24 protein-coding genes are annotated in these 25873 nt (G+C 69.6%); 13 read left to right on the forward strand and 11 right to left on the reverse strand.

Features of this window, described 5'->3' with window-relative positions; all coding sequences use genetic code 11:
- Positions 1 to 35 precede the first annotated feature (35 nt).
- The 3 genes from ACZ7EC_RS14100 to ACZ7EC_RS14110 all read left to right on the forward strand — a co-directional run bounded on the left by ACZ7EC_RS14100 (position 36) and on the right by ACZ7EC_RS14110 (position 2460).
- Positions 36 to 941 (forward strand): LysR family transcriptional regulator, encoded by a 906-nt coding sequence (locus ACZ7EC_RS14100; protein ID WP_471062332.1) that lies wholly within the window; start codon positions 36 to 38, stop codon positions 939 to 941.
- 81 nt (positions 942 to 1022) lie between these two features.
- On the forward strand, positions 1023 to 1505 hold the full coding sequence (locus ACZ7EC_RS14105) for an NUDIX hydrolase (RefSeq protein ID WP_471062333.1): 483 nt from the start codon (positions 1023 to 1025) through the stop codon (positions 1503 to 1505).
- 88 nt (positions 1506 to 1593) lie between these two features.
- The gene (locus tag ACZ7EC_RS14110; RefSeq protein WP_471062335.1) at positions 1594 to 2460 is read left to right on the forward strand and encodes a GNAT family N-acetyltransferase; all 867 of its coding nucleotides are present in this window, start codon (positions 1594 to 1596) and stop codon (positions 2458 to 2460) included.
- A 68-nt stretch (positions 2461 to 2528) separates the two neighbouring features.
- Here the strand turns inward: ACZ7EC_RS14110 and ACZ7EC_RS14115 are convergent, their stop codons facing one another.
- Positions 2529 to 2948, reverse strand: coding sequence for a GlcG/HbpS family heme-binding protein (locus tag ACZ7EC_RS14115; RefSeq protein ID WP_471062337.1), 420 nt, complete (start codon positions 2946 to 2948; stop codon positions 2529 to 2531).
- 141 nt (positions 2949 to 3089) lie between these two features.
- The gene (locus ACZ7EC_RS14120; protein WP_471062339.1) at positions 3090 to 4301 is read right to left on the reverse strand and encodes an MFS transporter; all 1212 of its coding nucleotides are present in this window, start codon (positions 4299 to 4301) and stop codon (positions 3090 to 3092) included.
- Between the two features lie 143 nt (positions 4302 to 4444).
- Between ACZ7EC_RS14120 and ACZ7EC_RS14125 the strand changes: the two genes are divergently transcribed.
- Both ACZ7EC_RS14125 and ACZ7EC_RS14130 read left to right on the forward strand, forming a co-directional pair.
- A complete protein-coding gene (locus tag ACZ7EC_RS14125) occupies positions 4445 to 4903 on the forward strand; it encodes a MarR family winged helix-turn-helix transcriptional regulator (protein WP_471062341.1) in 459 nt (152 codons plus the stop codon).
- Positions 4904 to 4912: 9 nt separating this feature from the next.
- Positions 4913 to 5365 (forward strand): GNAT family N-acetyltransferase, encoded by a 453-nt coding sequence (locus tag ACZ7EC_RS14130; RefSeq protein WP_471062343.1) that lies wholly within the window; start codon positions 4913 to 4915, stop codon positions 5363 to 5365.
- 103 nt (positions 5366 to 5468) lie between these two features.
- Here ACZ7EC_RS14130 and ACZ7EC_RS14135 read toward each other — a convergent pair whose 3' ends face one another.
- Positions 5469 to 6854, reverse strand: coding sequence for a serine hydrolase domain-containing protein (locus ACZ7EC_RS14135; protein WP_471062344.1), 1386 nt, complete (start codon positions 6852 to 6854; stop codon positions 5469 to 5471).
- A gap of 357 nt (positions 6855 to 7211) precedes the next feature.
- Between ACZ7EC_RS14135 and ACZ7EC_RS14140 the strand changes: the two genes are divergently transcribed.
- Positions 7212 to 7778 carry a dihydrofolate reductase family protein gene (locus ACZ7EC_RS14140; protein WP_471062345.1) on the forward strand — a complete coding sequence of 189 codons (567 nt, stop codon included), beginning with the start codon at positions 7212 to 7214 and terminating at the stop codon, positions 7776 to 7778.
- A 66-nt stretch (positions 7779 to 7844) separates the two neighbouring features.
- On the opposite strand, the gene dnaB is transcribed toward ACZ7EC_RS14140, so the two are convergent.
- Positions 7845 to 9323 (reverse strand): replicative DNA helicase, encoded by a 1479-nt coding sequence (dnaB, locus tag ACZ7EC_RS14145; RefSeq protein ID WP_397985071.1) that lies wholly within the window; start codon positions 9321 to 9323, stop codon positions 7845 to 7847.
- Positions 9324 to 9805: 482 nt separating this feature from the next.
- On the opposite strand from dnaB, the gene ACZ7EC_RS14150 reads away from it, so the two are divergent.
- On the forward strand, positions 9806 to 11143 hold the full coding sequence (locus ACZ7EC_RS14150; protein WP_471062346.1) for an MATE family efflux transporter: 1338 nt from the start codon (positions 9806 to 9808) through the stop codon (positions 11141 to 11143).
- A gap of 179 nt (positions 11144 to 11322) precedes the next feature.
- Here the strand turns inward: ACZ7EC_RS14150 and rplI are convergent, their stop codons facing one another.
- The 4 genes from rplI to rpsF form a co-directional block, all read right to left on the reverse strand.
- Complete coding sequence (gene rplI, locus ACZ7EC_RS14155; protein WP_397985069.1) at positions 11323 to 11769, reverse strand: 50S ribosomal protein L9; 447 nt, start codon at positions 11767 to 11769, stop codon at positions 11323 to 11325.
- A gap of 18 nt (positions 11770 to 11787) precedes the next feature.
- Positions 11788 to 12024: a 30S ribosomal protein S18 gene (gene rpsR / locus ACZ7EC_RS14160; protein WP_003949403.1), complete on the reverse strand. Its 237-nt coding sequence runs from the start codon at positions 12022 to 12024 to the stop codon at positions 11788 to 11790.
- Positions 12025 to 12065: 41 nt separating this feature from the next.
- Positions 12066 to 12653 (reverse strand): single-stranded DNA-binding protein, encoded by a 588-nt coding sequence (locus ACZ7EC_RS14165; RefSeq protein WP_471062348.1) that lies wholly within the window; start codon positions 12651 to 12653, stop codon positions 12066 to 12068.
- 73 nt (positions 12654 to 12726) lie between these two features.
- Positions 12727 to 13017, reverse strand: coding sequence for a 30S ribosomal protein S6 (rpsF, locus tag ACZ7EC_RS14170; RefSeq protein WP_037650441.1), 291 nt, complete (start codon positions 13015 to 13017; stop codon positions 12727 to 12729).
- A 283-nt stretch (positions 13018 to 13300) separates the two neighbouring features.
- Between rpsF and ACZ7EC_RS14175 the strand changes: the two genes are divergently transcribed.
- The 3 genes from ACZ7EC_RS14175 to ACZ7EC_RS14185 all read left to right on the forward strand — a co-directional run bounded on the left by ACZ7EC_RS14175 (position 13301) and on the right by ACZ7EC_RS14185 (position 16029).
- The gene (locus ACZ7EC_RS14175) at positions 13301 to 13612 is read left to right on the forward strand and encodes a hypothetical protein (protein ID WP_471062349.1); all 312 of its coding nucleotides are present in this window, start codon (positions 13301 to 13303) and stop codon (positions 13610 to 13612) included.
- Positions 13613 to 13792: 180 nt separating this feature from the next.
- Positions 13793 to 14914: a peptidoglycan bridge formation glycyltransferase FemX gene (gene femX, locus ACZ7EC_RS14180; protein WP_471062351.1), complete on the forward strand. Its 1122-nt coding sequence runs from the start codon at positions 13793 to 13795 to the stop codon at positions 14912 to 14914.
- A gap of 83 nt (positions 14915 to 14997) precedes the next feature.
- Positions 14998 to 16029: an alanine racemase gene (locus ACZ7EC_RS14185; RefSeq protein ID WP_471062352.1), complete on the forward strand. Its 1032-nt coding sequence runs from the start codon at positions 14998 to 15000 to the stop codon at positions 16027 to 16029.
- 157 nt (positions 16030 to 16186) lie between these two features.
- On the opposite strand, the gene ACZ7EC_RS14190 is transcribed toward ACZ7EC_RS14185, so the two are convergent.
- Both ACZ7EC_RS14190 and ACZ7EC_RS14195 read right to left on the reverse strand, forming a co-directional pair.
- Positions 16187 to 17731, reverse strand: coding sequence for a glycosyltransferase family 87 protein (locus ACZ7EC_RS14190; protein WP_471062354.1), 1545 nt, complete (start codon positions 17729 to 17731; stop codon positions 16187 to 16189).
- Between the two features lie 130 nt (positions 17732 to 17861).
- Positions 17862 to 20570 (reverse strand): transglycosylase domain-containing protein, encoded by a 2709-nt coding sequence (locus ACZ7EC_RS14195; protein WP_471062356.1) that lies wholly within the window; start codon positions 20568 to 20570, stop codon positions 17862 to 17864.
- A gap of 396 nt (positions 20571 to 20966) precedes the next feature.
- Between ACZ7EC_RS14195 and ACZ7EC_RS14200 the strand changes: the two genes are divergently transcribed.
- From ACZ7EC_RS14200 to ACZ7EC_RS14210, 3 genes are all read left to right on the forward strand, one after another.
- Positions 20967 to 21650, forward strand: a complete 684-nt coding sequence (locus tag ACZ7EC_RS14200) for a PadR family transcriptional regulator (RefSeq protein ID WP_397987243.1) — start codon at positions 20967 to 20969, stop codon at positions 21648 to 21650.
- Between the two features lie 43 nt (positions 21651 to 21693).
- Positions 21694 to 22776 (forward strand): inositol-3-phosphate synthase, encoded by a 1083-nt coding sequence (locus ACZ7EC_RS14205; RefSeq protein ID WP_397985062.1) that lies wholly within the window; start codon positions 21694 to 21696, stop codon positions 22774 to 22776.
- Between the two features lie 196 nt (positions 22777 to 22972).
- Positions 22973 to 24277 (forward strand): MFS transporter, encoded by a 1305-nt coding sequence (locus tag ACZ7EC_RS14210; protein WP_471062358.1) that lies wholly within the window; start codon positions 22973 to 22975, stop codon positions 24275 to 24277.
- A gap of 67 nt (positions 24278 to 24344) precedes the next feature.
- Here ACZ7EC_RS14210 and ACZ7EC_RS14215 read toward each other — a convergent pair whose 3' ends face one another.
- Complete coding sequence (locus ACZ7EC_RS14215) at positions 24345 to 25811, reverse strand: CCA tRNA nucleotidyltransferase (protein ID WP_471062359.1); 1467 nt, start codon at positions 25809 to 25811, stop codon at positions 24345 to 24347.
- Between the last annotated feature and the right edge of the window lie 62 nt (positions 25812 to 25873).

Raw genomic sequence — 25873 nt, forward strand, 5'->3', positions numbered from 1 at the left:
GGCCGGACGAGGGCGGGGGCAGGGGAGGGCATGCCATGGACCTGGCCTTGCTGCGCACCTTCGTCACCGTGCACCGGGCCGGTTCCTTCACCCGCGCCGCAGCCCTGCTCGGTCTCTCCCAGCCCGCCGTCACCTCGCAGATCCGCACCCTGGAACGCCAGCTGGGCAAGCCCCTCTTCCTGCGCCAGGCGCGCGGGGTCACCCCGACCACCATCGGCGACGAACTCGCACACAAGGCCGCGCCCCACCTCGACGCGCTGGTGGAGATAGCCGAGGGTCCGCTCGACGACGAGTCCTCGCCGACGACGCTGCACCTGGCCGGGCCCCCGGAGTTCACCGCCGAACGAGCCCTGCCCGCCCTCGCCGAACTGGCCGGAGAGGGCCGCCGGGGCTTCGCACTGCGCGCCTCTTTCGGGACCCCGGACGAGGTCCTGGAGGGACTGGCGGCCGGCCACCACGACCTGGCCATCAGCACCGCCCGGCCGCGCGGCGCCCTGTTCACCGCGACACCGCTCTGCGACGAGGAGCATGTGCTGGTCGCCGCTCCCCGCTGGGCGGAGCACCTCGACCCGGACGCTTTACGGCTGAAGGGAGCGCCGGTCCTCCAGGATCTGCCCATGGTCGACGTCCACGAGTCGCTGCCGTTCGTCTCCCGCTACTGGGCGTCCGTCTTCGATGCCCGCCCCGCCGCTCCCGGCACGGTCGTCGCGCCCGATCTGCGGGCCGTGCTCGCCTGTGCGAGCGCGGGCGCGGGTCTGGCCGTACTGCCCCGCTATCTCTGCGCACCTGCCCTCGACCAGGGTGCGGTCGTGGCCCTGTACGACCCGGTGGTGCCGCCGCTGCGCACCTATTTCCTGGTGGTCCGCACGGGCACGCTCGCCCTGCCGCCCGTGGCCCGCGCCCATGAAGGGCTGCTGCGTGCGGCCGCGGGCTGGAGCTGACGCGCTCGCGGCCACGGAGCGCGGTCGACCGGTTCCACTTTGCGATGTTTCACGTGGAACCAGCCGGGCCACATTTCTCCCATGACCGTCCGACCCGTGGTCAAGCGCACCGCCCGCGCCGTTCTGCTGGACGGTGACGACCTGATCCTGATCAAGCGCACCAAGCCCGGCGTCGATCCCTACTGGGTGACCCCCGGAGGCGGGGTCGAGCCCGGAGACTCGACCGTCGTGGACGCCCTGCACCGGGAGGTGTACGAGGAACTCGGCGCCAAGATCAGCGACGTGGTGCCGTGTTTCGTGGACACCGTGGAGCACATCGGTGAGGACGGCGGCGCGACCGGTGTGAAGGTGCAGCACTTCTTCGTCTGCCGGCTGGAGTCCATGGACCCGTCCCTGCGCCATGGCCCCGAGGTGGAGGAACCGGTCGGCGAGTACGAGATCGTCCACGTCCCGTTCACCCGCGTCGGCATCGCATCCGTCCATCTCGTCCCGCTGTCACTGCGGCACTATCTGGACGGCAACATCGAGGGCGTGCGGGCCATGCACGCTCCCGATCTGGGATAGGGGGCGCATCCCGCCGGGTGGACGACGGGCCGATGTTTCACGTGAAACCGGTGGACGCCGGGGGGTTGCTTCGGACAGCCTGACGTGCGTGCCAACTCCTTCCCTCGACGCACTGCCCATCCGTCGTCTGACGCTGCGCGATCTCACCGCCTGCGCCGACCTGTCCGAGGACCGGGGGTGGCCACGCGAGGAACACAAGTGGGGGTTCCTCCTCACCGCGGGCCGGGGCTTCGGCATCGACGACCCGCAGGGCGGTCTCGTCGCCGCGTGCGTCATCACCGAGTACGGCTCCTGGGGACGGCCCGAACTCGGCGCCGTCGGCATGGTCCTGGTCGCCGAGCGCCACGCCCGCCGGGGTGTCGGTCGCCGCTTGATGCGGCACGTGGTGTCCGCCATGGACGGCACCCCGCTGACCCTCTACGCCACGGAGAGCGGCCGTCCTCTGTACGAGGAGCTGGGCTTCAAGGTGACGGGACGGGCGGAGATGCTCAGGGGTCGTTTCACCCCCGGCGGTCCGGAGCTCGGGGTGAAGACGCGGGCCGCCACCGCGGAGGATCTCCCCGCGCTGCTGCGACTGGACGAGGAGGTGTTCGGCGCCGACCGGACACCGCTCATCGCACGGCTGCCCGCCTTCGCGGACCAGCTGCGGGTGGCCGAGGAGGACGGCCGGATCACCGGATACGCGGCGGCGTGGCCCAACATGAACACCCATGTCGTCGGCCCGCTGATCGCCCGCGACACGGAGACCGCGCGGGCGCTCATCGCCTCGCTGGCGGCCGGCACAGACCGCCCCCTGCGCACCGACATCGACGTACGCCACGAGGACCTGCGGTCCTGGGCCAAGGATCGGGGCCTGGTCTCGGTGACGTACAACTCCGTGATGACCTACGGCATCCCCGAGCTTCCGGGCGACTGGACGCGCCGGTTCGCCCCACTGACGGTCGCCGCCGGCTGAGACGTCGTACGACGCCGGCAGGCCCCGCCGCTCGGAGCGGCGGGGCCTGCCAGCTGCGGACGGGGTGATCAGGCGAGGGCCTCTACAGCCGTGGTGGCGAAGCCGTGGTCCTGCTGCGGGGTACCGCCGCCGACACCCACCGCGCCGATCAGCCGGCCGTCGCGGTGGACGGGGACGCCGCCCGCGATGAACAGCAGCGGCCGGTCGAGGGCCGTGGGCAGGGTGTGGAAGAGGCCGCCCGGCTGGACGGCGTCGACGAGGTCGGCCGTCGGGGCGTTCAGCTGGAGAGCGGTGTAGGCCTTGCGGGTGCTGGTCTCGCCGGAGATCAGCACCGCGCGGTCGTCCCGGCGGAAGGCCAGCAGATGGCCGCCGGCGTCCAGGACGGTGACGCTGACGGTGACTCCCGCCTCTTCGGCCGCCCTACGGGCCGCGCCGACGAGCAGTTCGGCGTCCTCGGTGGTGAGCGGGGCGACGGCGGTGGTGGTCATGGAAGGTTCTCCTCGGTGGTGCGGTGGGGGTGTCGCTGTGCGGGAGGCCGCACAGCGGTTCGGTGCGGTGGCCGGGGGCTCCGGTGGGGTGGCCGCGGGCCGTGGTTCGGTGCAGGGGGGCCGGGTCCTGGTTCGGGCGGCTCAGTGGTGGACGGCGGTGCGCCGCTCGGCGGGCGACCCGGAGGCGGCCGCGGTGGTGCCGTGCGGAGCGTCGCGGCGCTCCAGGGCAGCCGAGAGAACGGCCAGGACCAGGGCGGCCGCGGCGAGCGCCACGCCGACCCAGTTGGGGGCCGTGTAGCCGAGGCCGGCCGAGATCACCAGACCGCCGAGCCAGGCGGAGAGGGCGTTGCCCAGGTTGAAGGCGCCGATGTTCACGGCCGAGGCGAGCGTCGGGGCGCCGTGGGCGTGGTCGAGCACGCGCTTCTGCAGCGGCGGGACGGTGGCGAAGCCGAGAGCGCCGATCAGGGCGATGGTCACGGCGGCGGCGATCTTGTTGTGGGCGGTCAGCGTGAAGAGGGCCAGGACGACGGCCAGGGCGCCGAGCGAGATGTAGAGCATGGGCATCAGGGCGCGGTCCGCGAACCTGCCGCCGACGAGGTTGCCGCCGACCATGCCGAGGCCGAACAGGACCAGGAGCCAGGTGACCGAGCTGTCGGCGAAGCCGGTGACATGCGTCATCATCGGCGCGATGTAGGTGATGGCCGCGAAGACGCCGCCGAAGCCGAGGACGGTCATCGCCATGGCGAGCAGGACCTGGGCGTTCTTGAAGGCCGCCAGCTCGTGGCGCAGGTGCACGCCCTCGGGCCGGGGCAGGTCGGGCACCAGCTTGGCGATGCCGGCGAGGCCGACGACACCGAGCGCGGCGACGACCGCGAAGGTCACACGCCAGCCGGCGTGCTGGCCGATCAGCGTGCCCATCGGGACACCGACGACATTGGCGACCGTCAGACCGGTGAACATCATGGCGATGGCGCCGGCCTTCTTCTGGGGCGCGACCAGCTCGGCCGCGACGACCGAACCGATGCCGAAGAAGGCGCCGTGGGCGAACGAGGCGACCACGCGTCCGATCACCATGACCGCGAACGCGGGGGCGAGGGCGGACAGCAGGTTTCCGGCGATGAAGAGACCCATCAGCAGCATCAGCATCCGCTTGCGCGGGATCTTGGTGCCGAGCACGGTCATCAGCGGGGCTCCGACGACCACGCCGAGCGCGTAGCCGGTCACGAGCAGGCCGGCCGTGGGGATGGAGACACCGAAGTCGCCTGCGACCTCGGGCAGCAAGCCCATGATCACGAACTCGGTGGTACCGATTCCGAAGGCCCCGATCGCGAGGGCCAGAAGCGCGAGAGGCATGGGGGGTACACCTTCCCAGACGATTGCATGAGCGCTTTACGTGCTCTGACAATACTTGCAGACGCGGTTTAAATGCAAGAGCAGGCTATTGCGGAGAGTGGACTACCCTGGGAGCAACCGCTCCGAGTCGGAGGAGAAAGCCCATGACAGCGACGGACCCCGCGCTCACCGCCCTCGCCCATGGCTGGTGCGCCCTCTCTGCGCTGCACGGAAAGATCGAGGCGCACATCGAGCGCGCTCTGCAGGCGAAGCACGACCTCAGCGTGCGCGAGTACTCGTTGCTCGACGTGCTGAGCCGGCAGCACGACGGCGAGGGCGGGCACCTCCAGATGAAGCAGGTCGCCGAGGCGGTCGTACTCAGCCAGAGCGCCACCACGCGCCTGGTGACCCGGCTGGAGGACCGCGGCCTGCTGGAGCGCTATCTGTGCCCCACCGACCGGCGTGGCATCTACACCAACGTCACCGAGGCCGGACTGCGACTTCTCGATGAGGCGCGCCCGACCAATGACGGCGCCCTGCGCGAGGCCCTGGACGACGCCTCGGAGAACCCCGAACTGGCGCCGCTGGTACGGGCGGTGGAGTCGCTGAACGTACCCGCGTAGGGTGCGGGCATGGCTGATCTTGAGATACGGGCCGCGACCGCCGACGACCTTTCGGCGATCGTCGCGATGCTCGCCGACGATCCCCTGGGAGCACAGCGGGAGTCTCCCGACGATCTGGCCCCGTACCGGGCGGCGCTGAAGCGGCTGACGGCGGATCCGAACCAGCACCTCGTCGTCGCCGTGCGCGACGGCCGGGTGATCGGCACCCTCCAGCTCACGATCATCCCTGGACTGTCCCACCGGGGCGCGACCCGTGCGCTCATCGAGGCGGTTCGTATCCACGCCGACGAACGCGGCAGCGGACTGGGCACCGAGCTGATCCAGTGGGCCATCGGCACGGCCCGGCGGCTCGACTGCCTGATGGTGCAGCTGACGTCCGACAAGAAGCGTCCCGATGCCCACCGTTTCTACGAGCGGCTCGGATTCACCGCCTCGCACGAGGGCTTCAAACTGCGCCTTTGACGCTCTCCGTACCGGTGGCGCAGAACAGGGCAGGGCGGAGGGGTCGCACCGCCTGTTTCACGTGAAACACGAGAACCGGCGGCGCAACCCCCCAGCAGGACCGCTACTTGACGCCCCGCCAGCCCTGCGGGTCCACGCCGCCGGGAACCGGAGCCTCGGGGTCGTACGGCTGCCGGGTGAACACGAACGAGCCGAGGTCGAGGTGGCTCAGGGATCCGTCCGGCCGCCGCACGGGCCGCAGCAGCTCCCCGGCGTAGTAGCCCTCCAGGCCCGTCCAGGTGCCATCGCCGTTCGACCGGAAGCGGGACCGGCGACCGCCGCCGGTCAGCGGGCCGAGCGAGATGAGGCCGTCGGCCATCACACGCAGGCCAAAGGCGGCGGTGCCCCAGTACCACTGCCCGGCCAGCTCCAGCACCGCCGGGTCGACCTCACGCAGCGGACGCCAGGGCTCGGGGATGCGGGGCTCCGCCTCGGCGACGATCCGTACGAGGTCGTCGCCCAGCGCGCCCACGGACGGCCCGCTGGTGCAGTTGGTGAGCACCACGGCCGCCACGTCGTCCTCCACGCTGATGACGAGGTTCGCCAGGAAACCGGGCAGTGAGCCGGAGTGGCCGACCAGCAGCCGCCCGTCACGGGAGTGGAGCTGCATGCCGAGCCCGTAGGTGACGCCGTCCACCACATCGGCGGCCTCGGCCGGCGCCGCCGGGGTACGCATTTCGCGCACCGACTCCGCGCCGAGGACCCGGTCGTCACCACGGGCCAGGAACACCGCGAACTTCGCCAGGTCACCCGTGGTGGACCACAGTTGGCCGGCAGATGCCATCCGGCCGAGGTCCTCCACCGGCTCCGGCAGCAGGGCGTCGGCCCACGGGTGCACCGCCCAGCCACCCGCGTACGGGGCCTGCGGCTGAGTGGTGGTCCGGTGCAGGCCGAGCGGTTCGAGGATCTCCCGGCGCAGCACCTCCTCCCAGGGGGCGCCGCGCAGTTCCTCCACCAGCGCGCCGAGCAGTGTGTAGCCGGGGTTGGAGTAGTGGTGCCGGCGGCCGACGGGGTGCAACACGGGCTGCTCGCCGAGCACATCGCCCAGCTCGGGCCGCAGCGAGCCCGGCGTCCGCTCCCACCAGGGGCCGGGCGACTCGGCCGCAACGCCGGACGTGTGCGCGAGCAGCTCCGCGATCGTGGCGTCCCCCACGCCGGTGCCCGGCAGATGCTTGTCCAGCGGATCGCCGAGGTCGAGCAGGCCCTCGTCGCGCAACCGCAGCACCAGTACGGCCGTGAAGGTCTTGGTGATCGACCCGATCCGGTACTGCACGTTCTCGTCCGGCGCCTGCCCGTCCACCGAACTCCGCGCACCGTGCCACACGGCCCGCCCGTCCCGCACCACCGCGGCGACCAGCGACGGCGCTCGCCCCTCGCTCTGCGCGACGGCGATCCTGTGCAGCAACGCGCGCCGCGTACCCGGAAGCAGCGCATCCTGTGAAGTCGTCATCCCCTCAGTCCACCTGCTGGAACGCCGGGCGTCGAATCCATTTCCACCGCACGCGCCGCGTCCGGGCACGGCCCATGAGCCGGGCACTCGGATCGGGGCATCCGGCTGTCACCGGGCGTCGCGCCCTGCGCCGAGCTGGACGAGGCGGCTTGGGCCGCGTCGCCGACCAGGGTCAGGCGGCCTCGGGTCCAGGTCGGGACGCTCGGCAACTGCGGACCGGCGGGCTCTCCTGGACGAAGGAGCAGTTGGACGCCCTCGCGGGGAGCCCGACGGAGTGGGTGAAGCAGACCGCGCGCCGATGAGTTCCCCGCGGCGCGCCGGTCCTTACGCCGTACTCCACGGATGGAAGGCTGGGCCATGCGGAAACTGATCTACGGCATGAACCTCACCCTGGACGGCTACATCGCCGCGGCAGGCGACGACATCGGCTGGAGCGGACCGCCGAGCGACGAACTGTTCCAGTGGTGGCTCGACCACGAAAAGGCGAGTGGCCTGTCGCTGTACGGGCGCAAGCTGTGGGAGACGATGAGCTCCTACTGGCCCACCGGCGACCAGCAGCCCAACGCCACTCCGGCGGAGATCGAGTTCGCGCGGAACTGGCGGGACACGCCGAAGGTGGTGTTCTCCTCGACGATCGACAAGGTCGGCTGGAACACCCGCCTGGTCACCGGCGACGCGATCGCCGAGATCACCCGGCTCAAGGCCGGCGACGGCGGTCCGATGACCATCGGCGGCGCGACGCTCGCCGGGGCGGCGATGCGTGCCGGGCTGATCGACGAGTACGTGATCGTCGCCCATCCGGTCCTGGTGGGCGGCGGCACGCCGTTCTTCACCGCGCTGCCCCGCCGGGTGGACGTGAACCTGCTGGAGACGCGGACGTTCCCCGGCGGCGTGGTCCTGACCAGGTACAGGACGAGGCACTGAGCAGCCACGCACTCCCGGCCCGAAGGACCGGAACCCCGACACCCGAAAGGACGGACGCCGCGCCGATCAGGTCTGCGCCATGTCCACGAACCGCGAGTAGTGGCCCTGGAAGGCGACGGTGATGGTGGCCGTGGGGCCGTTACGGTGCTTGGCGACGATCAGGTCGGCCTCGCCGGCGCGGGGGGACTCCTTCTCGTAGGCGTCCTCGCGGTGCAGCAGGATGACCATGTCGGCGTCCTGCTCGATCGAGCCGGACTCACGCAGGTCGGAGACCATCGGCTTCTTGTCGGTGCGCTGTTCGGGGCCACGGTTCAGCTGGGACAACGCGATGACCGGGATCTCCAGCTCCTTGGCGAGGAGCTTGAGGTTACGGGACATGTCCGAGACCTCCTGCTGGCGGCTCTCGGCGCGCTTGGAGCCGCCGGACTGCATCAGCTGGAGGTAGTCGATGACGACGAGCTTCAGGTCGTTGCGCTGCTTCAGGCGGCGGCACTTGGCCCGGATCTCCATCATCGACAGGTTCGGGGAGTCGTCGATGTAGAGCGGGGCGGCCGAGACGTCCGGCATCCGGCGGGCGAGCCGGGTCCAGTCCTCGTCGGTCATCGTGCCGGACCGCATGTGGTGCAGCGCGACGCGGGCCTCGGCGGACAGCAGGCGCATCGCGATCTCGTTGCGTCCCATTTCGAGCGAGAAGATGACGCTCGGCAGGTTGTGCTTGATCGATGCGGCCCGCGCGAAGTCCAGTGCGAGCGTCGACTTACCCATGGCCGGACGGGCCGCGATGACGATCATCTGACCGGGGTGCAGTCCGTTGGTGAGCGAGTCGAAGTCGGTGAACCCGGTGGGCACTCCGGTCATCTCGCCGCTGCGCGAGCCGATCGCCTCGATCTCGTCGAGCGCGCCCTCCATGATGTCGCCCAGCGGCAGATAGTCCTCGCTGGTGCGCTGCTCGGTGACGGCGTAGATCTCGGCCTGGGCGCTGTTGACGATCTCGTCGACGTCGCCGTCGGCCGCGTATCCCATCTGCGTGATCCGCGTGCCGGCCTCGACCAGGCGGCGCAGTACGGCGCGCTCGTGGACGATCTCCGCGTAGTACTCGGCGTTGGCCGCCGTCGGCACGGTCTGGACGAGGCTGTGCAGATACGCGGCACCGCCGACCTTGTTGATCTCGCCGCGCTTGGTGAGTTCCGCGGCGATGGTGATCGGGTCGGCCGGCTCGCCCTTGGCGTAGACGTCCAGGATCGCCTGGTAGATCGTCTCGTGCGCGGGCTTGTAGAAGTCGTGGCCCTTGAGGATCTCGACGACGTCGGCGATGGCGTCCTTCGACAGCAGCATGCCGCCGAGCACCGACTGCTCGGCGTCGAGGTCCTGCGGGGGCACCCGTTCGAAGGAGGAACCGCCGCCGTCCCAGCCGGAGTTGTCCCGGCCCCGGTCGTGCTGTTCGTCACGACCCCGGCCGCCCTCGGGTCGCCGACGGGAGGCCGGCAGACGATCACTGGGTCCGCTGTCGGCCCACGGATCGTCCAAGGGCTCGGAAATGCTCACCGAGCCACCTCCTCCCGTCACACGGCGGACCTCGCCGTGTCCTCTTTTGTACGGCACGACACTGACAAATCGAGAGGCCCAACTCCGCTCAAGGCGCGTCGGTTTTGTGCCGTTTCCGAAGCCTCGGAGGCTTCGCCTGCCGGGGCCCGGAGAAGGAGCGGGCGCCGGACAACGGTAGGCCCCGCGGCACCGTCAGCCAATCTGGTTATCCACAGGCCATGTGGACGACGGCCCGGATGCTGTGGAGAACTCGCCGAAACCTGTGCACGACCCGGTGGACAGCCCTGTGAACAAGCCCTCGATCCCGCCTAGGCCACGCCCCTGACCTGCGGCTTCGGCGTCCACCGGCTGTGCAGAAGAAAAACTTTCCCGGTCGGACCAAGATCGGTTCGAACGGTGCGCGAGCGGACGGCGGCCAGGATCACAAGTAAGGGTCACAATGCAATTGCATCTCTTACCTGTGGACGATTACATTAGCGCCCATGACCCAGGCTCCCGAGATCCCCGAGGCCACCCGCCGACGGCACGACCGAGAGATCGTCGCGCTGGCCGTCCCGGCCTTCGGCGCGCTCGTCGCGGAGCCTCTCTTCGTCATGGCGGACAGTGCCATTGTCGGCCACCTCGGCACCGCCCAGCTCGCCGGTCTCGGCGTCGCCTCCGCCCTCCTGACCACCGCCGTGAGCGTCTTCGTCTTCCTCGCCTACGCCACCACGGCCGCCGTGGCCCGCCGGGTGGGCGCGGGCGACCGCCAGGGCGCCATCCGCCAGGGCATGGACGGCATCTGGCTGGCGCTCCTGCTCGGGATCGCCGTCATCGCCGTCGTCCTCCCCCTGGCGCCCGGCATCGTGGACCTCTTCGGCGCCTCCACCACGGCGGCCCCCTATGCCACGACCTATCTGCGCATCTCTTCCCTGGGCATCCCGGCCATGCTCATGGTGCTCGCCGCCACCGGAGTGCTCCGCGGTCTCCAGGACACCAGGACGCCGCTCTATGTCGCCGTCGCCGGATTCATCGCCAATGCCGCCCTCAACGTGGGCCTGGTCTACGGCGCAGGTCTGGGCATCGCCGGTTCCGCGTGGGGCACGGTCATCGCGCAGTGCGCCATGGTGGCCGTCTATCTGACCGTGGTCGTACGCGGCGCCCGCCGGCACGGAGCGTCCCTGCGCCCGGACGCCGCCGGGATCCGGGCCTCGGCGCAGGCCGGTGTCCCGCTCCTGGTGCGCACCCTGTCGCTGCGGGCGATCCTCATGATCGCCACTGCGGTCGCGGCCCGTCTCGGTGACGCGGACATCGCCGCCCACCAGATCATCCTGTCCCTGTGGAACCTGCTGGCCTTCGCGCTCGACGCCATCGCGATCGCGGGGCAGGCCATCATCGGCCGCTACCTCGGCGCGGACGACGCCGAGGGCGCCCGCGCGGCCTGTCGGCGGATGGTGCAGTGGGGCATCGCCACCGGGGTCGTACTCGGACTGCTGGTCGTCGCCGCCCGGCCGCTCCTCCTGCCGCTGTTCACCAGCGATCCGGTGGTCACGGACACGGCGCTGCCCGCGCTGCTCGTGGTGGCGTTGTCGCAGCCCGTCTGCGGGATCGTCTTCGTCTTGGACGGGGTGCTGATGGGCGCGGGCGACGGACCGTATCTGGCCGGGGCGATGCTGGTGACCCTGGCGGTGTTCGTGCCGGCGGCCCTGCTCGTTCCGGCGCTCGGCGGCGGGCTGACCGCGGTCTGGGCCGCGATGGCGCTGATGATGACCGTCCGCATGGCCACCCTCTGGTGGCGCAGCCGCTCGGGCCGCTGGCTCGTGACGGGCGCGACCCGCTGACCAGCACGAGCCGATGGTCAGCACGAGCCGAGGGCCGGCGCCATCCGCTGACCAGCACGATCCGCTGACCGTTTCACGTGAAACATGCGCCGGGCGCCCCGCAGGACGCGCCGGCATGGAAGAGGGGCCGTACCCGCGATGGGTACGGCCCCTCTCAGCTGCTCAGACCGAGCGCTGGGTCACGCAGAGACGACCTCGATGGCGACCTTGGCGGCCACCTCGGGGTGCAGACGCACGGACGTCTCGTGGGAGCCCAGGGTCTTGATCGGGGCGCCCAGCTCGATGCGGCGCTTGTCGACCTCGGGGCCACCGGAAGCCTTGATCGCGGACGCGATGTCGGCCGGGGTGACGGAACCGAAGAGACGACCGGCGTCGCCGGAGCGAACGGCCAGACGGACCTTCACGCCCTCGAGCTGGGCCTTCACCTGGTTGGCCTGCTCGATGGTCTGGATCTCGTGGATCTTGCGCGCACGACGGATCTGCGCGACGTCCTTCTCGCCACCCTTGGTCCAGCGGATAGCGAACTTCCGCGGGATCAGGTAGTTGCGAGCGTAGCCGTCCTTGACGTCGACAACGTCGCCGGCGGCACCGAGGCCGGAGACCTCGTGGGTGAGGATGATCTTCATGAGTCGGTCACCCTTCCCTTATCGCGCGGTGGACGTGTAGGGCAGCAGCGCCATCTCACGGCTGTTCTTCACGGCCGTGGCGACGTCACGCTGGTGCTGCGTGCAGTTGCCGGTCACGCGGCGGGCACGGATCTTGCCGCGGTCGGAAATGAACTTCCGCAGCATGTTCGTGTCCTTGTAGTCCACGTACGTGACCTTGTCCTTGCAGAAAGCGCAGACCTTCTTCTTCGGCTTGCGCACAGGCGGCTTCGCCATGGTGTCTCTCCTGTGTGATCAAGAAGTGTGGGATACGAGCCCTAGAAAGGAGGCTCGTCCGAGTAGCCGCCGCCACCGCTGCCGCCGGAGCCACCGCCCCAGCCGCCGCCACCCTGGTTGCCACCGGCGGGAGCGCCGGTCGCCCACGGGTCGTCGGCAGGAGCGCCGCCCTGCTGACCGCCACCGGGGCCTCCGCCCCAGCCGCCGCCCTGCTGGCCGCCACCGCCGCCGCCGTAACCACCCTGGCCACCGCGGCCGCCACCACCGGAGGTCTTGGTGACCTTGGCCGTGGCGTTGCGCAGGCTGGGGCCGACCTCGTCGACGTCCAGCTCGTAGACCGTGCGCTTGACGCCCTCACGGTCCTCATAGGACCGCTGCTTCAGCCGGCCCTGCACGATCACGCGCATGCCTCGCTGGAGCGACTCGGCGACGTTCTCCGCCGCCTGGCGCCAGACCGAGCAGGTCAGGAACAGGCTCTCGCCGTCCTTCCACTCGTTGGTCTGACGGTCGAAGGTGCGGGGAGTGGACGCGACGCGGAACTTCGCGACCGCCGCACCGGACGGGGTGAAGCGCAGCTCGGGGTCGTCGACAAGATTGCCGATGACCGTGATGACGGTCTCGCCTGCCATGGGGGAACCTCTCGGCGGGTTTGCTGCTGGCTGCTTGCTGCTACTCGAATCCCGAGATGCACTGAGCCGTGGCTCAGTGCATCTCGGGACGGAGGACCTTGGTCCGGAGGACCGACTCGTTCAGGTTCATCTGACGGTCGAGTTCCTTGACGACCGCAGGCTCGGCCTGCAGGTCGATGACCGAGTAGATGCCCTCGGGCTTCTTCTTGATCTCGTAGGCGAGACGACGACGGCCCCAGGTGTCGACCTTCTCCACCTTGCCGCCGCCATCACGGACGACGGACATGAAGTTCTCGATCAGCGGGGAGACAGCACGCTCCTCGAGATCGGGGTCGAGGATGACCATCACCTCGTAGTGACGCATGTGGAACCCACCTCCTTTGGACTCAGCGGCCACGGTCGTTCCGTGGCAGGAGGGTCTAATGCGTTCGCAACGGTATCGGCCGGCACTGACAATCAGGGGAGTGCTCTGAAGATCAGGGGCTCCGCGAGGATTCCCCGCCGCGGATCCGGGCAGACACCGGTGCAGACGGTACAGACTACCCGCACACCCGCTTCCGGTTGAAATCCGGCCGTGAGGGCCGACAATCTGTACACGTCGGGTGTGTACGGCGCTACGATGCGCCGCCTTCCGCAGGAGGTGCCCCATGGCACAGGCTTTGCAGCCCAACACCGCCGGATCCCTCTTCGCCAGCGACGGCAAGACCCATCCGCTCCCGGACATCCTGATGGCCGTGACGCTGGTCCTGGGCCTGCTGTCCTTCATCACCGCGTTCTTCCCCGGTCTGCACCTGCTCACGTCCTGGGCCGGCCTGGTCGGTATCTTCACCGGCGCCTACGGGCAGTGGGTCTCGGTGACCACGCGCGAGCGCTTCGGGCTGATCCTCGGCCTCGGTGCCTCGGGCGTCGGCCTGCTGATCGGCATGGCGCACGGCGGCCTGTTCGGCGGCCTCTTCTGACGGCCCGGTCCCTCCCGGAGCGGCCTGCGCGAAGACGATCTCCGTGCGGGCCGCCCGGCGCGGGCGGCCCCTTCTAAGCCGTCCGCCCCATCGGGGCGCTCAGCGGGCGCAGTAGGCTTCGGCGCGAGAGCCGGAGCCCCTGTACCCATGGGGACACACCAGCCCGAGGAGCGCCCCGACATGAGCCTGACCCTGAGGACCATCAGCCGAGAGCAGCATCTGGCATTCATCCAGAGCCTGCCGTCGGCGAGCCACATGCAGGTCCCGGCCTGGGCCGACGTGAAGGCGGAGTGGCGCTCGGAGAGCCTCGGCTGGTTCGACGAGCGCACCGGTCACCTGGTCGGCGTGGGCCTGGTGCTCTACCGTCAGCTGCCCAAGATCAAGCGCTATCTCGCCTATCTGCCCGAGGGCCCGGTCATCAACTGGTTCGCGCCGAACCTGGACGACTGGATCCAGCCGATGCTCGCGCACCTGAAGCAGCAGGGCGCCTTCTCCGTGAAGATGGGGCCGCCGGTGATCATCCGGCGCTGGAACGCCGAGACGATCAAGAAGGGCATCCAGGACCCGGACGTCAAGCGCCTGCGCGACCTGGAGGCCGACTACATCGAGCCGCGCGCCTTCGAGGTCGCCGACAAGCTGCGCCGCATGGGCTGGCAGCAGGGCGAGGACGGCGGCGCGGGCTTCGGCGACGTCCAGCCGCGCTACGTCTACCAGGTGCCGCTGGCGAACCGCTCCCTGGAAGAGGTCCACAAGAACTTCAACCAGCTGTGGCGCCGCAACATCAAGAAGGCCGAGAAGGCCGGCGTCGAGGTCGTCCAGGGCGGCTACCAGGACCTCGCCGAGTGGCAGCGGCTGTACGAAATCACGGCCGTGCGCGACCACTTCCGGCCGCGCCCGCTGTCGTACTTCCAGCGCATGTGGACGGCCCTCAACACCGAGGACCCCAACCGCATGCGGCTGTACTTCGCCCGGCACAACGGCGTGAACCTGTCCGCGGCCACCATGCTGATCGTCGGCGGGCACGTCTGGTACTCCTACGGCGCCTCCGACAACATCGGCCGCGAGGTCCGGCCGTCGAACGCGATGCAGTGGCGCATGCTGCGCGACGCCTACGCGCTCGGGGCCACCGTCTACGACCTGCGCGGCATCTCCGACTCGCTGGACGAGTCGGACCACCTGTTCGGCCTGATCCAGTTCAAGGTCGGCACGGGCGGACAGGCCGCCGAGTACCTCGGCGAATGGGACTTCCCGCTGAACAAGCTGCTCCACAAGGCGCTCGACATCTACATGTCGCGCCGCTGAGCCGTCGGCGTTTGATTCCATAGGGTGCACAGCACTCACACCCCCGATACACCTCAGCCACGAGAAAGGGTCCGGGTCCGGCCATGGCGCTCACGCTCTACGTCGACACCGCGCGCTGGCGGGCGCACCACAAGCACGTGCAGGAGCAGTTTCCGGGCCTGGTCCCGGTCTGCAAGGGCAACGGCTACGGCTTCGGGCACGAACGGCTCTCGGAGGAGGCCACCCGGCTCGGCTCGGACCTGCTCGCCGTCGGCACCACGTACGAGGCCGCGCGCATCAAGGACTACTTCGGCGGCGACCTGCTGGTGCTGACGCCCTACCGGCGCGGCGAGGAGCCGGTGCCGCTGCCCGACCGGGTCGTGCGTTCGGTCTCCTCGATCGACGGCGTGTACGGCCTGGTGGGCGCCCGTGTCGTCATCGAGGTGATGTCCTCGATGAAGCGGCACGGCATCAGCGAGCAGGACCTGCCGCAGCTGCACCAGGCCATAGAGAACGTCCGCCTGGAGGGCTTCGCCATCCATCTGCCGCTGGACCGCACCGACGGCTCGGACGCCGTCGAGGAGGTCATCGGCTGGATGGACCGGCTGCGCGCGGCCCGGCTGCCGCTGCACACGATGTTCGTCAGCCACCTCAAGGCCGACGAACTCATCCGGCTCCAGCAGCAGTTCCCGCAGACCCGGTTCCGTGCCCGCATCGGCACGCGGCTGTGGCTGGGGGACCATGAGGCGACCCAGTACCGCGGTGCCGTCCTGGACGTCACGCGGGTGACCAAGGGCGACCGGTTCGGTTACCGGCAGCAGAAGGCGGCCTCCGACGGCTTCCTGGTGGTCGTGGCGGGCGGTACGTCGCACGGGGTGGGCCTGGAGGCCCCGAAGGCGCTGCACGGCGTCATGCCGCGCGCCAAGGGCGTCGCCCGCGCCGGTCTCGCCACGGTCAACCGGAACCTCTCCCCGTTCGTCTGGGGCGGCAAGCAGCGCTGGTTCGCCGAACCGCCGCACATGCAGGTGTCGATCCTGTTCGTCCCCTCGGACGCCCCGGAGCCCAAGGTCGGCGACGAGCTGGTGGCCCATCTGCGGCACACCACCACGCAGTTCGACCGCATCGTGGACTGCTGACACCGGTTTCGCGGCCCGCCGGTCCGACAACGCCTGTCGGCGACATCGCTCCGCAGCAGCGGGAAGGCCGTACACGGAGCTCCGTGTACGGCCTTCTTCCTGCCCTCGGTCCCTGCCTCGGGACGAAGCCGCGTGTGGACTCAGCCGAGGCGTTCGCTCACAGCGAACGGCCCTGCGGAGACGCCGATTCCGGCCTGCCCCACTCCACCTGCGGCGCCTCGGGCCGGCCGGCGTGCCGGGGCGGCGGGTTCACCGCGGCGAAGGCGAAGACGTCCTCCGCCCCGTCGAGCACCCCGCCCGAGGGGTCGTCGTCCCCGGACCGGCGCACCACGTCCCGCTCCGGCATCAGGATGTCGCGTACGACGAGAGCGCACAGGTACAGCGTGCCGAGCAGGTGCACCGCGATCGCCCACTGGTAGCCGTGCGTCGGCAGTCCCTTGTGGGCGTCTCCGCTGGTCGTGTAGGCGAGGTACATCCAGATACCGAGGAAGTACGCCACCTCGCACGCCTGCCAGATCAGGAAGTCCCGCCACTTGGGCCGGGCGAGGGCCGCCAGCGGCACCAGCCAGAGCACGTACTGCGGCGAGTAGACCTTGTTGGTGAGGACGAAGACCGCCACGATCAGGAAGGCCAGCTGCGCGAAGCGCGGCCGGCGGGGGGCGGTGAACGTGAGCACGGCGATACCGAGGGAGCACAGCACCATCAGCACGGTGGCGGCGGTGTTCACGAAGTCGGTGCTCGGCGGGTGGTCGGAGTTCTGGGACCAGATCAGCCAGAACGAGCCGAAGTCGACGCCCCGGTCGTGGCTGAACGAGTAGAACTTCGACCAGCCGGGATAGGCGAACAGCATCACCGGCAGGTTCACCACCAGCCAGGCGACCACGGTTCCCGCCACGGCCTGCCCGAACTCCCGCCAGCGGCCCGCCCGCCAGCACAGCACGAGCAGCGGGCCGAGCAGGAGCACCGGGTAGAGCTTGGCGGCCGTGGCGAGCCCCAGGAGGACGCCGAAGGCGACCGGGCGGCTGCGGGACCACATCAGCATCGCGGCGGCCGTCAGCGCCACCGCCAGCAGGTCCCAGTTGACGGTGGCGGTCAGCGCCGCGGCGGGCGCCAGAGCGACCAGCAGGCCGTCCCAGGGGCGCCGGCGGTGGGTGCGGGCCACGCAGACGGCGAGCACGGCCGTGCAGACCATCAGCAGGGCGGCGTTGACGAACCAGTACCACTGCTCCTGGTGCTGGATGCCGCCGCTGTGCGGGGTCAGCCACGAGGCCACCTGCATGAACACACCGGTCAGCACGGGGTACTCCAGATACCCCATGCCGCCGGAGAGGTCGTCCGGGAGCCGGTCGAAGTAGGGCACGAGGTGATCGGCGAAGCCGCGGCCCTGGTAGAGGTGCGGGATGTCGGAGTAGCAGGCCTTGGTGTACTGGGAGCTGGCACCGAAGAACCAGGCGCTGTGGTAACACGGCGCCTTCTGGACCAGGCCCAGGGCGAACATGCCGATCGCCACGAGTGCGACGACCCGCACGGGCGTCCACCAGGAGGTTCCGAGCAGGGCGTACCGCCCGATGGGGCCTCCGACCAGCTCACTGCCGGCCGCGGCGACCTCGTCCTCCCTGGTCGGCCGCACCGGTTCCGGTGGGGCGGGCCGCTCCGGCTCGGGCTCGTACACGCCCGGAGGTGTCGTCTCTGCGCTGGGCATGTCCCACATCCTGCCGTACCAGTCCATGAAAACGCGGAGGGCCGCCGCACCCGGTGAGTGCGGCGGCCCATGTTTCACGTGAAACAGGCATGGCGGGCGATACGACCGCCAATCGGTCGGAGCGATCGGGCTAGCCCGTCGCGCCTCCCCAGAGGGTGCCTCCGTTCCCGTTGCCGTTGCCGTTCCCGTTGCCTCGGGTGCCTCCGTCGGTGCCGGGGACGGTGGACGTCGAGGGCGACGGCCCGCCGTCCACGCCTCCGGTGCCGTCCCCTCCGTTGCCGTTGCCGTTGGCGCCGCCGTTGCCGTTGCCGCCGTCGGTGCAGCCGAAGAAGCCACAGCTCTGGCTGCTCGACGGGCTCGGGGAGGTGCTGACGCTCGGTGACGGGCTCGTCGACGGGCTGGTGGACGGGCTCGGTTCGGTCGACTGGGACGGCGACGGGCTCGGGTCGGCGTTCAGGACCTGGCCGATGGGCTGGGGGGCCTGGAACGTCAGCGCCGGCTGCCCCTGAAGCGCCTCGGTCATGTAGTCGTGGAAGATCTCCGACGGGAACGAGGCACCGTGGATCTGCTTCTGGCCGCCCGTTCCGTACATCTGCAGGAACGTCCGCTGCTTGTTGTTCGCGTTGTCGTCCAGGCGGAACATGCTGATCGCGGTGGACAGCTGCGGGGTGTAGCCGACGAACCAGGCCGACTTGTTGCCGTCGGTGGTTCCGGTCTTGCCGGCCACCTCGCGGCCGGGCAGCTGGGCGTTGGTACCCGTGCCCTTGTCGACCACGGTCCGCAGGACGTCGGTGACGTTGTTCGCCACGTTCGCCGGGTAGGCCTCCTTCGGCTTCACCTCGTGTGTGTAGACGACCCCGTCCTTGCTCTCGACCTTCTCGACCGAGTACGGGTCGTTCTGCTTACCGCTGTTGGCGAAGGTGCCGTAGGCGCCGGCCATGCGGATGGCGCTCGGGTCGGAGGTGCCGATCGAGAAGGACGGGTAGTTGGAGCTGGCCAGGCTGCCCTTGAGCAGGCCCGCGGACAGTGCGGACTGTTCGACCTTGTCCAGGCCCACGTCCATGCCGAGCTGCACATAGGCGGAGTTCACCGAGAACTGCATCGCCTCGCGGAGGTCGATCTTGTAGTCCGGTGGGCTGCCGACGGAGTCATTGCCGTCGTTGGTCTGCAACCACTCCTTGCCGTCCTTGTCCGTCCAGACGGTGTGGTCGTATTTCTCGATCTTGAGCCTGTTCTTGCCGCTGTACAGGCTCTTGGGAGAGGCGATCGTGCGCTGGTCCGGACCCTGGTCCGGCGGCCCGTGCGGGTCACGCACACCCCACTTCATCGCGGCGGCCAGCACGAAGGGCTTGAAGGTCGAACCCACCTGGGCCCCGGTCGAGTCGGCGTTGTCGGTGAAGTGCTTGGTCGCATCCTCACCGCCGTAGATGGCCTTGATGGCACCCGACGACGGGTCGACCGAGGCGCCGCCGAACTGGACGTAGGTGTCGTACTTCGGACGTTCCTTGGGCTTGATGTTCGCCTTCTGGACCTTCTTGATGGCCGCTTCCAGCGCGTTGACCTTCTTCTTGTCGAAGGTCGTGTGGATCCGGTAGCCGCCCTTCTGGAGATCCTCCGCGGTGACGTGCGTCTTGTCGCTGTTGTTGATCAGGTACGACTTGGCGAGGTCGACCAGGTAACCGATCTGGCCGCTGAGCCGGCTGTTCGACCGCGGGTTCTGCCAGTGCGGCAGCGTGCGGTACTTGTCCCGCTCGGCGGCACTGAGATGGCCGTACTTGACCATCTTGTCGAGGGTGTCCTGCATCTGGCCGAGAGCGCGCTTCTGGTTCGCCTGGGCCGTGGCGGCGGGGTCGAGCGAGGTCGCGCCGGCCGGGTCGTAGTAGGTGGCACCCTTCAGCATCGCCGCGAGGAAGGCGCACTGACCCGGATTGAGGTCCTTGGCGTCGATGTTGAAGTACGCGCGCGAGGCCGCCTGGATGCCGTAGGCGCCGCGGCCGAAGTACGCCGAGTTCAGATAACCGGCCATGATCTCCGACTTGGGCACCGTGGCACCCACCTTGATCGCGACGAAGATCTCCTTGAACTTGCGGGAGAGCGTCTGCGACTGGTCGTCGAGCATGGCGTTCTTGACGTACTGCTGGGTGATCGTCGAACCACCCTGGGTCTGACCGCCGCGCGCCATGTTGAAGACCGCGCGGGCGATGCCGTTCGGGTCCACACCGCTGTCGGTCTCGAAGGTCTTGTTCTCCTGGGAGATGACGGCATAGCGCATCTCCGAGGGAATGTCCTCGTAATTGATGATCTGACGGTTGATCTCACCGCCGGTCGCGACCATCACCGATCCGTCGGACCAGTAGTAGACGTTGTTCTGCGCCCTCGCGGTCTTGGCCACGATAGGGACGCTCACCATCGCGTACCCGATGCCGGCGACGGCCACCAGACAGCCGATGAAGCCGATGAACATGCCTGACACGAGCTTCCAGGACGGCACCCATCGGCGCCACCCGTACTTGGCCGTGCGGGGATAGTCGATGATCCGCTTCTTGCCGGGCGGGGAGGTGTGCCCCCTGCCGCGTCCGGGTCCGGACGGGCCGCCCGGACCGCCGCGGCGGCCCGCGGGTTCGGATCTGCGGCGTCCGCCACCGCTTCTCTGAGCCGCGCGCCGGGCCTCGGCGCGGCCGCCGTACGTCCGCCCCTCGTCTCCCGGAGAGTCGGCAGGCGATCCGCTGGCGCCTCGCGGTGCCGCGCGGCGGCCGGGGGACGAACCGGGCTGGCCGCGTCGGGCCGCGGCACGTCCGCCTCCCTGCGGCTGCGGCGGTTTGCGACGGTGCTCGCTCATCGAACGATTACTCCTCGGGCAGGCGCACCCTTGCGCGCCTGGACTGGCGGCTGGTTTCCGGTCCCCCCGACGTACGGATGTGGTCGGTCACGCATTTCACCCGTACTGCACCGGGGACGACGACGCTCCCCGGGCGTCGCATGGTTCCCGGTGGTCTGCATGCCGCACAGACTACGCACCGCCAAAACCCGCCGAGCCCCGAAGTTCACCGCAAACCAGGCAAGTTGCCTCCTAGGAATCGGTTATGTGATCCCGTTCACCACCGTCCCTCTTGTCGCATGCGAGACACCGTTCTATCGTCGTGATGTATCGAGTCGATACATCAGCGCGAGATAAAGACGCTGAGAAGGCACTGGGAGACCTGCGGTGGGAGCCGCGGGCCGGGAGGAGGCGATGATGAGCCGGCGCTCCGGCATCCTCGAGTTCGCCGTGCTCGGCCTGCTGCGCGAGTCCCCTATGCACGGTTACGAGCTGCGTAAACGACTCAACACGTCCCTGGGTGTATTCCGCGCATTCAGCTACGGGACCCTGTATCCCTGCCTCAAGACGCTGGTCATGAACGGCTGGTTGACGGAGGAACCGGGCAACACCCACGAGGACGCCCTCGCCGCTCCCCTCGCCGGACGCCGCGCCAAGATCGTCTACCGGTTGACGGCGGAAGGTAAGGAGCACTTCGAGGAACTGCTCTCGCAGACCGGTCCCGACGCGTACGAGGACGAGCACTTCGCCGCACGGTTCGCCTTCTTCGGGCAGACCTCCCGCGATGTGCGCATGCGCGTGCTGGAGGGCCGGCGCAGCCGGCTGGAGGAGCGCCTGGAGAAAATGCGCGCCTCCCTGACCCGGACGCGGGAGCGCCTGGACGACTACACACTCGAGCTCCAGCGCCACGGGATGGAGTCCGTGGAGCGCGAAGTGCGCTGGCTGAACGAGCTCATCGAGAGCGAGCGAGCCGGACGCGACCTGAGAAGTTCCGCGTCCGGGGGGCCCGCTCAACAGGACAACACCACTGGATCGACGGGCGGCCTGCCCCGTCGCGGGAGCACCTCCCGGACGGATACGCCCGGCGACACCGCCACGTGAGTCCCAGTCAGGGCCTCACTCGTACACACAGGGAGCAACCGGAATGGGTTCGGTTCGCGTAGCCATCGTCGGCGTGGGCAACTGCGCCGCGTCGCTGGTGCAGGGAGTCGAGTACTACAAGGACGCCGACCCGGCGGCCAAGGTCCCCGGCCTGATGCACGTGCAGTTCGGTGACTACCACGTGCGCGACATCGAGTTCGTGGCCGCGTTCGACGTGGACGCCAAGAAGGTCGGCCTCGACCTCGCGGACGCGATCGGCGCCTCCGAGAACAACACCATCAAGATCTGCGACGTGCCGAACAGCGGCGTCACCGTGCAGCGCGGCCACACCCTCGACGGTCTGGGCAAGTACTACCGCCAGACCATCGAGGAGTCGGAGGCCGAGCCGGTCGACGTCGTCCAGGTCCTGAAGGACAAGCAGGTCGACGTTCTGGTCTGCTACCTGCCGGTCGGCTCCGAGGACGCGGCGAAGTTCTACGCCCAGTGCGCCATCGACGCCAAGGTCGCCTTCGTCAACGCCCTTCCGGTCTTCATCGCCGGTACCAAGGAGTGGGCGGACAAGTTCACCGAGGCCGGTGTGCCCATCGTCGGTGACGACATCAAGTCCCAGGTCGGCGCCACCATCACGCACCGCGTCATGGCGAAGCTGTTCGAGGACCGCGGTGTCATCCTGGACCGCACGATGCAGCTGAACGTCGGCGGCAACATGGACTTCAAGAACATGCTCGAGCGCGAGCGCCTGGAGTCCAAGAAGATCTCCAAGACGCAGGCCGTCACCTCCCAGATCCCCGACCGGGACCTCGGTGAGAAGAACGTCCACATCGGCCCGTCCGACTACGTGGCCTGGCTGGACGACCGCAAGTGGGCCTACGTCCGCCTCGAGGGCCGCGCCTTCGGTGACGTCCCGCTGAACCTGGAGTACAAGCTCGAGGTCTGGGACTCCCCGAACTCCGCGGGTGTCATCATCGACGCCCTGCGCGCCGCGAAGATCGCCAAGGACCGCGGCATCGGCGGCCCGATCCTCTCCGCGTCCTCGTACTTCATGAAGTCCCCGCCGGTGCAGTACTTCGACGACGAGGCCCGCGAGAACGTCGAGAAGTTCATCCGCGGCGACGTCGAGCGCTAGTCCGGCACGGTGCAGGGCGCTCAAGCCCTGCACGGCGCGGGCGCTGAAGCTCGGCACCGCCTGACGGCGTGGCGCGCCGGCTCCTCGGAGCAGGGCGCGCCACGGGGAACGGCTCGTACAAAATCGCTCCTGCCAGGGCTGTGAAGGTCCCCGGGTCCCGGTCCGGGGACCTTCCGCATGTGTGAGGCTGTGCCCCATGCCCGTCGTCCGTGATCTGCGCGTCCTGTTGCGCCTGCGGCACTTCCGGCGCCTGCTGTACGTCCGTCTGCTGTCCCAGGGCGCCGACGGCGTCTACCAGGTCGCGCTCGCCGCCTACGTCGTCTTCTCCCCGGAGAAGCAGACCTCGGCGGCCGCGATCGCCTCGGCGATGGCGGTACTGCTGCTCCCCTACTCGCTCGTCGGCCCCTTCGCGGGTGTCCTGTTGGACCGCTGGCGGCGCCGCCAGGTGTTCGTCCACGGCAATCTGCTGCGCGCCCTGCTGGCCGCCGGCACCGCCGCACTGATGGCGGGCGATGTCCCGGCCTGGCTCTTTTACGCCTCCGCGCTGTGTGTCACGGCCGTCAACCGCTTCATCCTCGCCGGGCTGTCCGCGGCCCTGCCCCGCGTGGTCGACGCCGAGCGGCTGGTGATAGCCAACTCCCTGTCCCCGACGGCCGGCACCCTCGCCGCGACCGCCGGAGGCGGGCTCGCCTTCGGGGTACGCCTGCTGTCCTCGGGCTCCGACACCGCGGTGGTGCTGCTGGGCGCCCTGCTGTATCTGTGCGCGGGCCTGGTCTCCCTGAGCATGGCACCCGCCCTGCTCGGCCCCGACCAGCGGCAACTGCAACCGCACCTCATGACCGCGCTCGCCGACACGGCACGCGATCTGCTCGCCGCCCTCCGGCACCTGGCCGCTCCGCGGCGCAGGGAGGCGGCCTGGGCGCTGGCATCGATGACGCTGATGCGCTTCTCCTACGGCGCTCTGCTCGTCCTGCTGCTCATGCTGTGCCGCTACACCCTCGCGTCCGGCCCCGAAGAGGGGCTGCGGCTGCTCGGTCTGGCGCTGGCCCTGTCCGGTGCCGGGTTCTTCGTGGCGGCCGCGGTCACGCCCTGGGCGGCGGGAAGACTGGGGCCGATCCGCTGGATCGTGGTGTGCTCGGCGGCTGCCGCGGTACTGGAGCCCGTACTCGGTCTGCCGTTCAGCACCGCACCGCTGCTCGTCGCCGCCTTCGTGCTGGGCCTGATCACCCAGGGCGCCAAGATCGCCACCGACACCATCGTCCAGTCCTGCGTGGACGACGGCTTTCGCGGACGGATCTTCTCCGTCTACGACGTCCTCTTCAACGTAGCCTTCGTCGGTGCGGCCGGTGTGGCCGCTCTGATGCTTCCGCCGGACGGAAGATCGCCGCTGCTGGTTGTGCTCGTCGCCGTGCTCTACGCGTGCGTCGCCGCACTGCTGGCGTACTTCGAGCGGCTGCTCCGGGGAGCAGGGGGACGAAAAGAGGATCGATGTTTCACGTGAAACATCGATCCTCGGTGCGGTCGGCCCAGCGCATGTTTCACGTGAAACATCGGCCGGGCCGATCCCCTCACTCCTGTCCGGCCCACCACTCCTTCAGCGCGGCCACCGCGGCGTCATGCTCCATCGGGCCGTTCTCCAGCCGCAGCTCCAGCAGGTGCTTGTACGCCTTGCCGATCACCGGGCCGGGAGCGACGCCCAGGATCTCCATGATCTGGTTGCCGTCGAGGTCCGGGCGGATCGAGTCCAGCTCCTCCTGCTCCTGGAGCTGGGCAATGCGCTCCTCCAGGCCGTCGTAGGCCCGCGACAGCGCGGCCGCCTTCCGCTTGTTGCGGGTGGTGCAGTCGGAGCGGGTCAGCTTGTGCAGGCGGTCCAGCAGCGGTCCCGCGTCACGGACGTACCGGCGGACCGCCGAGTCCGTCCACTCCCCGGTGCCGTAGCCGTGGAAGCGCAGATGCAGCTCGACCAGCCGGGAGACGTCCTTCACCAGCTCGTTGGAGTACTTCAGGGCGGTCATGCGCTTCTTGGTCATCTTGGCGCCGACCACCTCGTGGTGGTGGAAGGAGACCCGGCCGTCCTTCTCGAAGCGGCGCGTGCGCGGCTTGCCGATGTCGTGCAGCAGCGCCGCCAGCCGCAGCGTCAGGTCGGGGCCGTTCTCCTCCAGCGCGATCGCCTGCTCCAGAACGATCAGCGTGTGCTCGTAGACGTCCTTGTGCCGGTGGTGCTCGTCGCTCTCCAGGCGCAGCGCCGGCAGCTCGGGCAGCACCCGGGCGGCGAGCCCGGTGTCGACAAGCAGGGTCAGCCCCTTGCGGGGGTGGTCGGAGAGGATCAGCTTGTTCAGCTCGTCCCGGACCCGCTCCGCGGAGACGATCTCGATACGCCCGGCCATGTCCGTCATGGCGGCGACGACCTCGGGGGCGACCTCGAAGTCCAGCTGGGCGGCGAACCGGGCGGCCCGCATCATCCGCAGCGGGTCGTCCGAGAAGGACTCCTCCGGCGTGCCCGGCGTCCGCAGCACACGGGCCGCGAGGTCAGCCAGGCCGCCGTGCGGATCGATGAACTCCTTCTCCGGCAGGGCCACGGCCATCGCGTTGACCGTGAAGTCCCGGCGGACCAGATCCTGCTCGATGGAGTCGCCGTAGGACACCTCGGGCTTGCGCGAGGTGCGGTCGTACGCCTCCGACCGGTAGGTCGTGATCTCGATCTGGAAGGTCATGTCGGTGTCCCCGACCCGTGCGCTCTTGTGCGCGCCCACGGTGCCGAAGGCGATCCCCACCTCCCAGACCGCGTCGGCCCAGGGCCGGACGATCTTCAGCACGTCCGCGGGACGGGCATCGGTGGTGAAGTCCAGGTCATTGCCGAGCCGGCCGAGCAGTGCGTCGCGCACCGACCCGCCGACCAGGGCGAGGGAGAACCCCGCCTCCCGGAATCGGCGGGCGAGGTCGTCGGCGACCGGCGCCACCCGCAGCAGCTCGGTGACCGCGCGCTGCTGCGCCTGGCTCAGGGCGGAGGGAGTGTCTTCGTTGGGATTCGGCACAACAGAAGAGGGTACGTGCCCCGGACGCCGCGAGGCGCCCCCATTCGGGCCGGGGCCCGGCC

This window comes from Streptomyces sp. NPDC037203 (genome assembly GCF_055605065.1).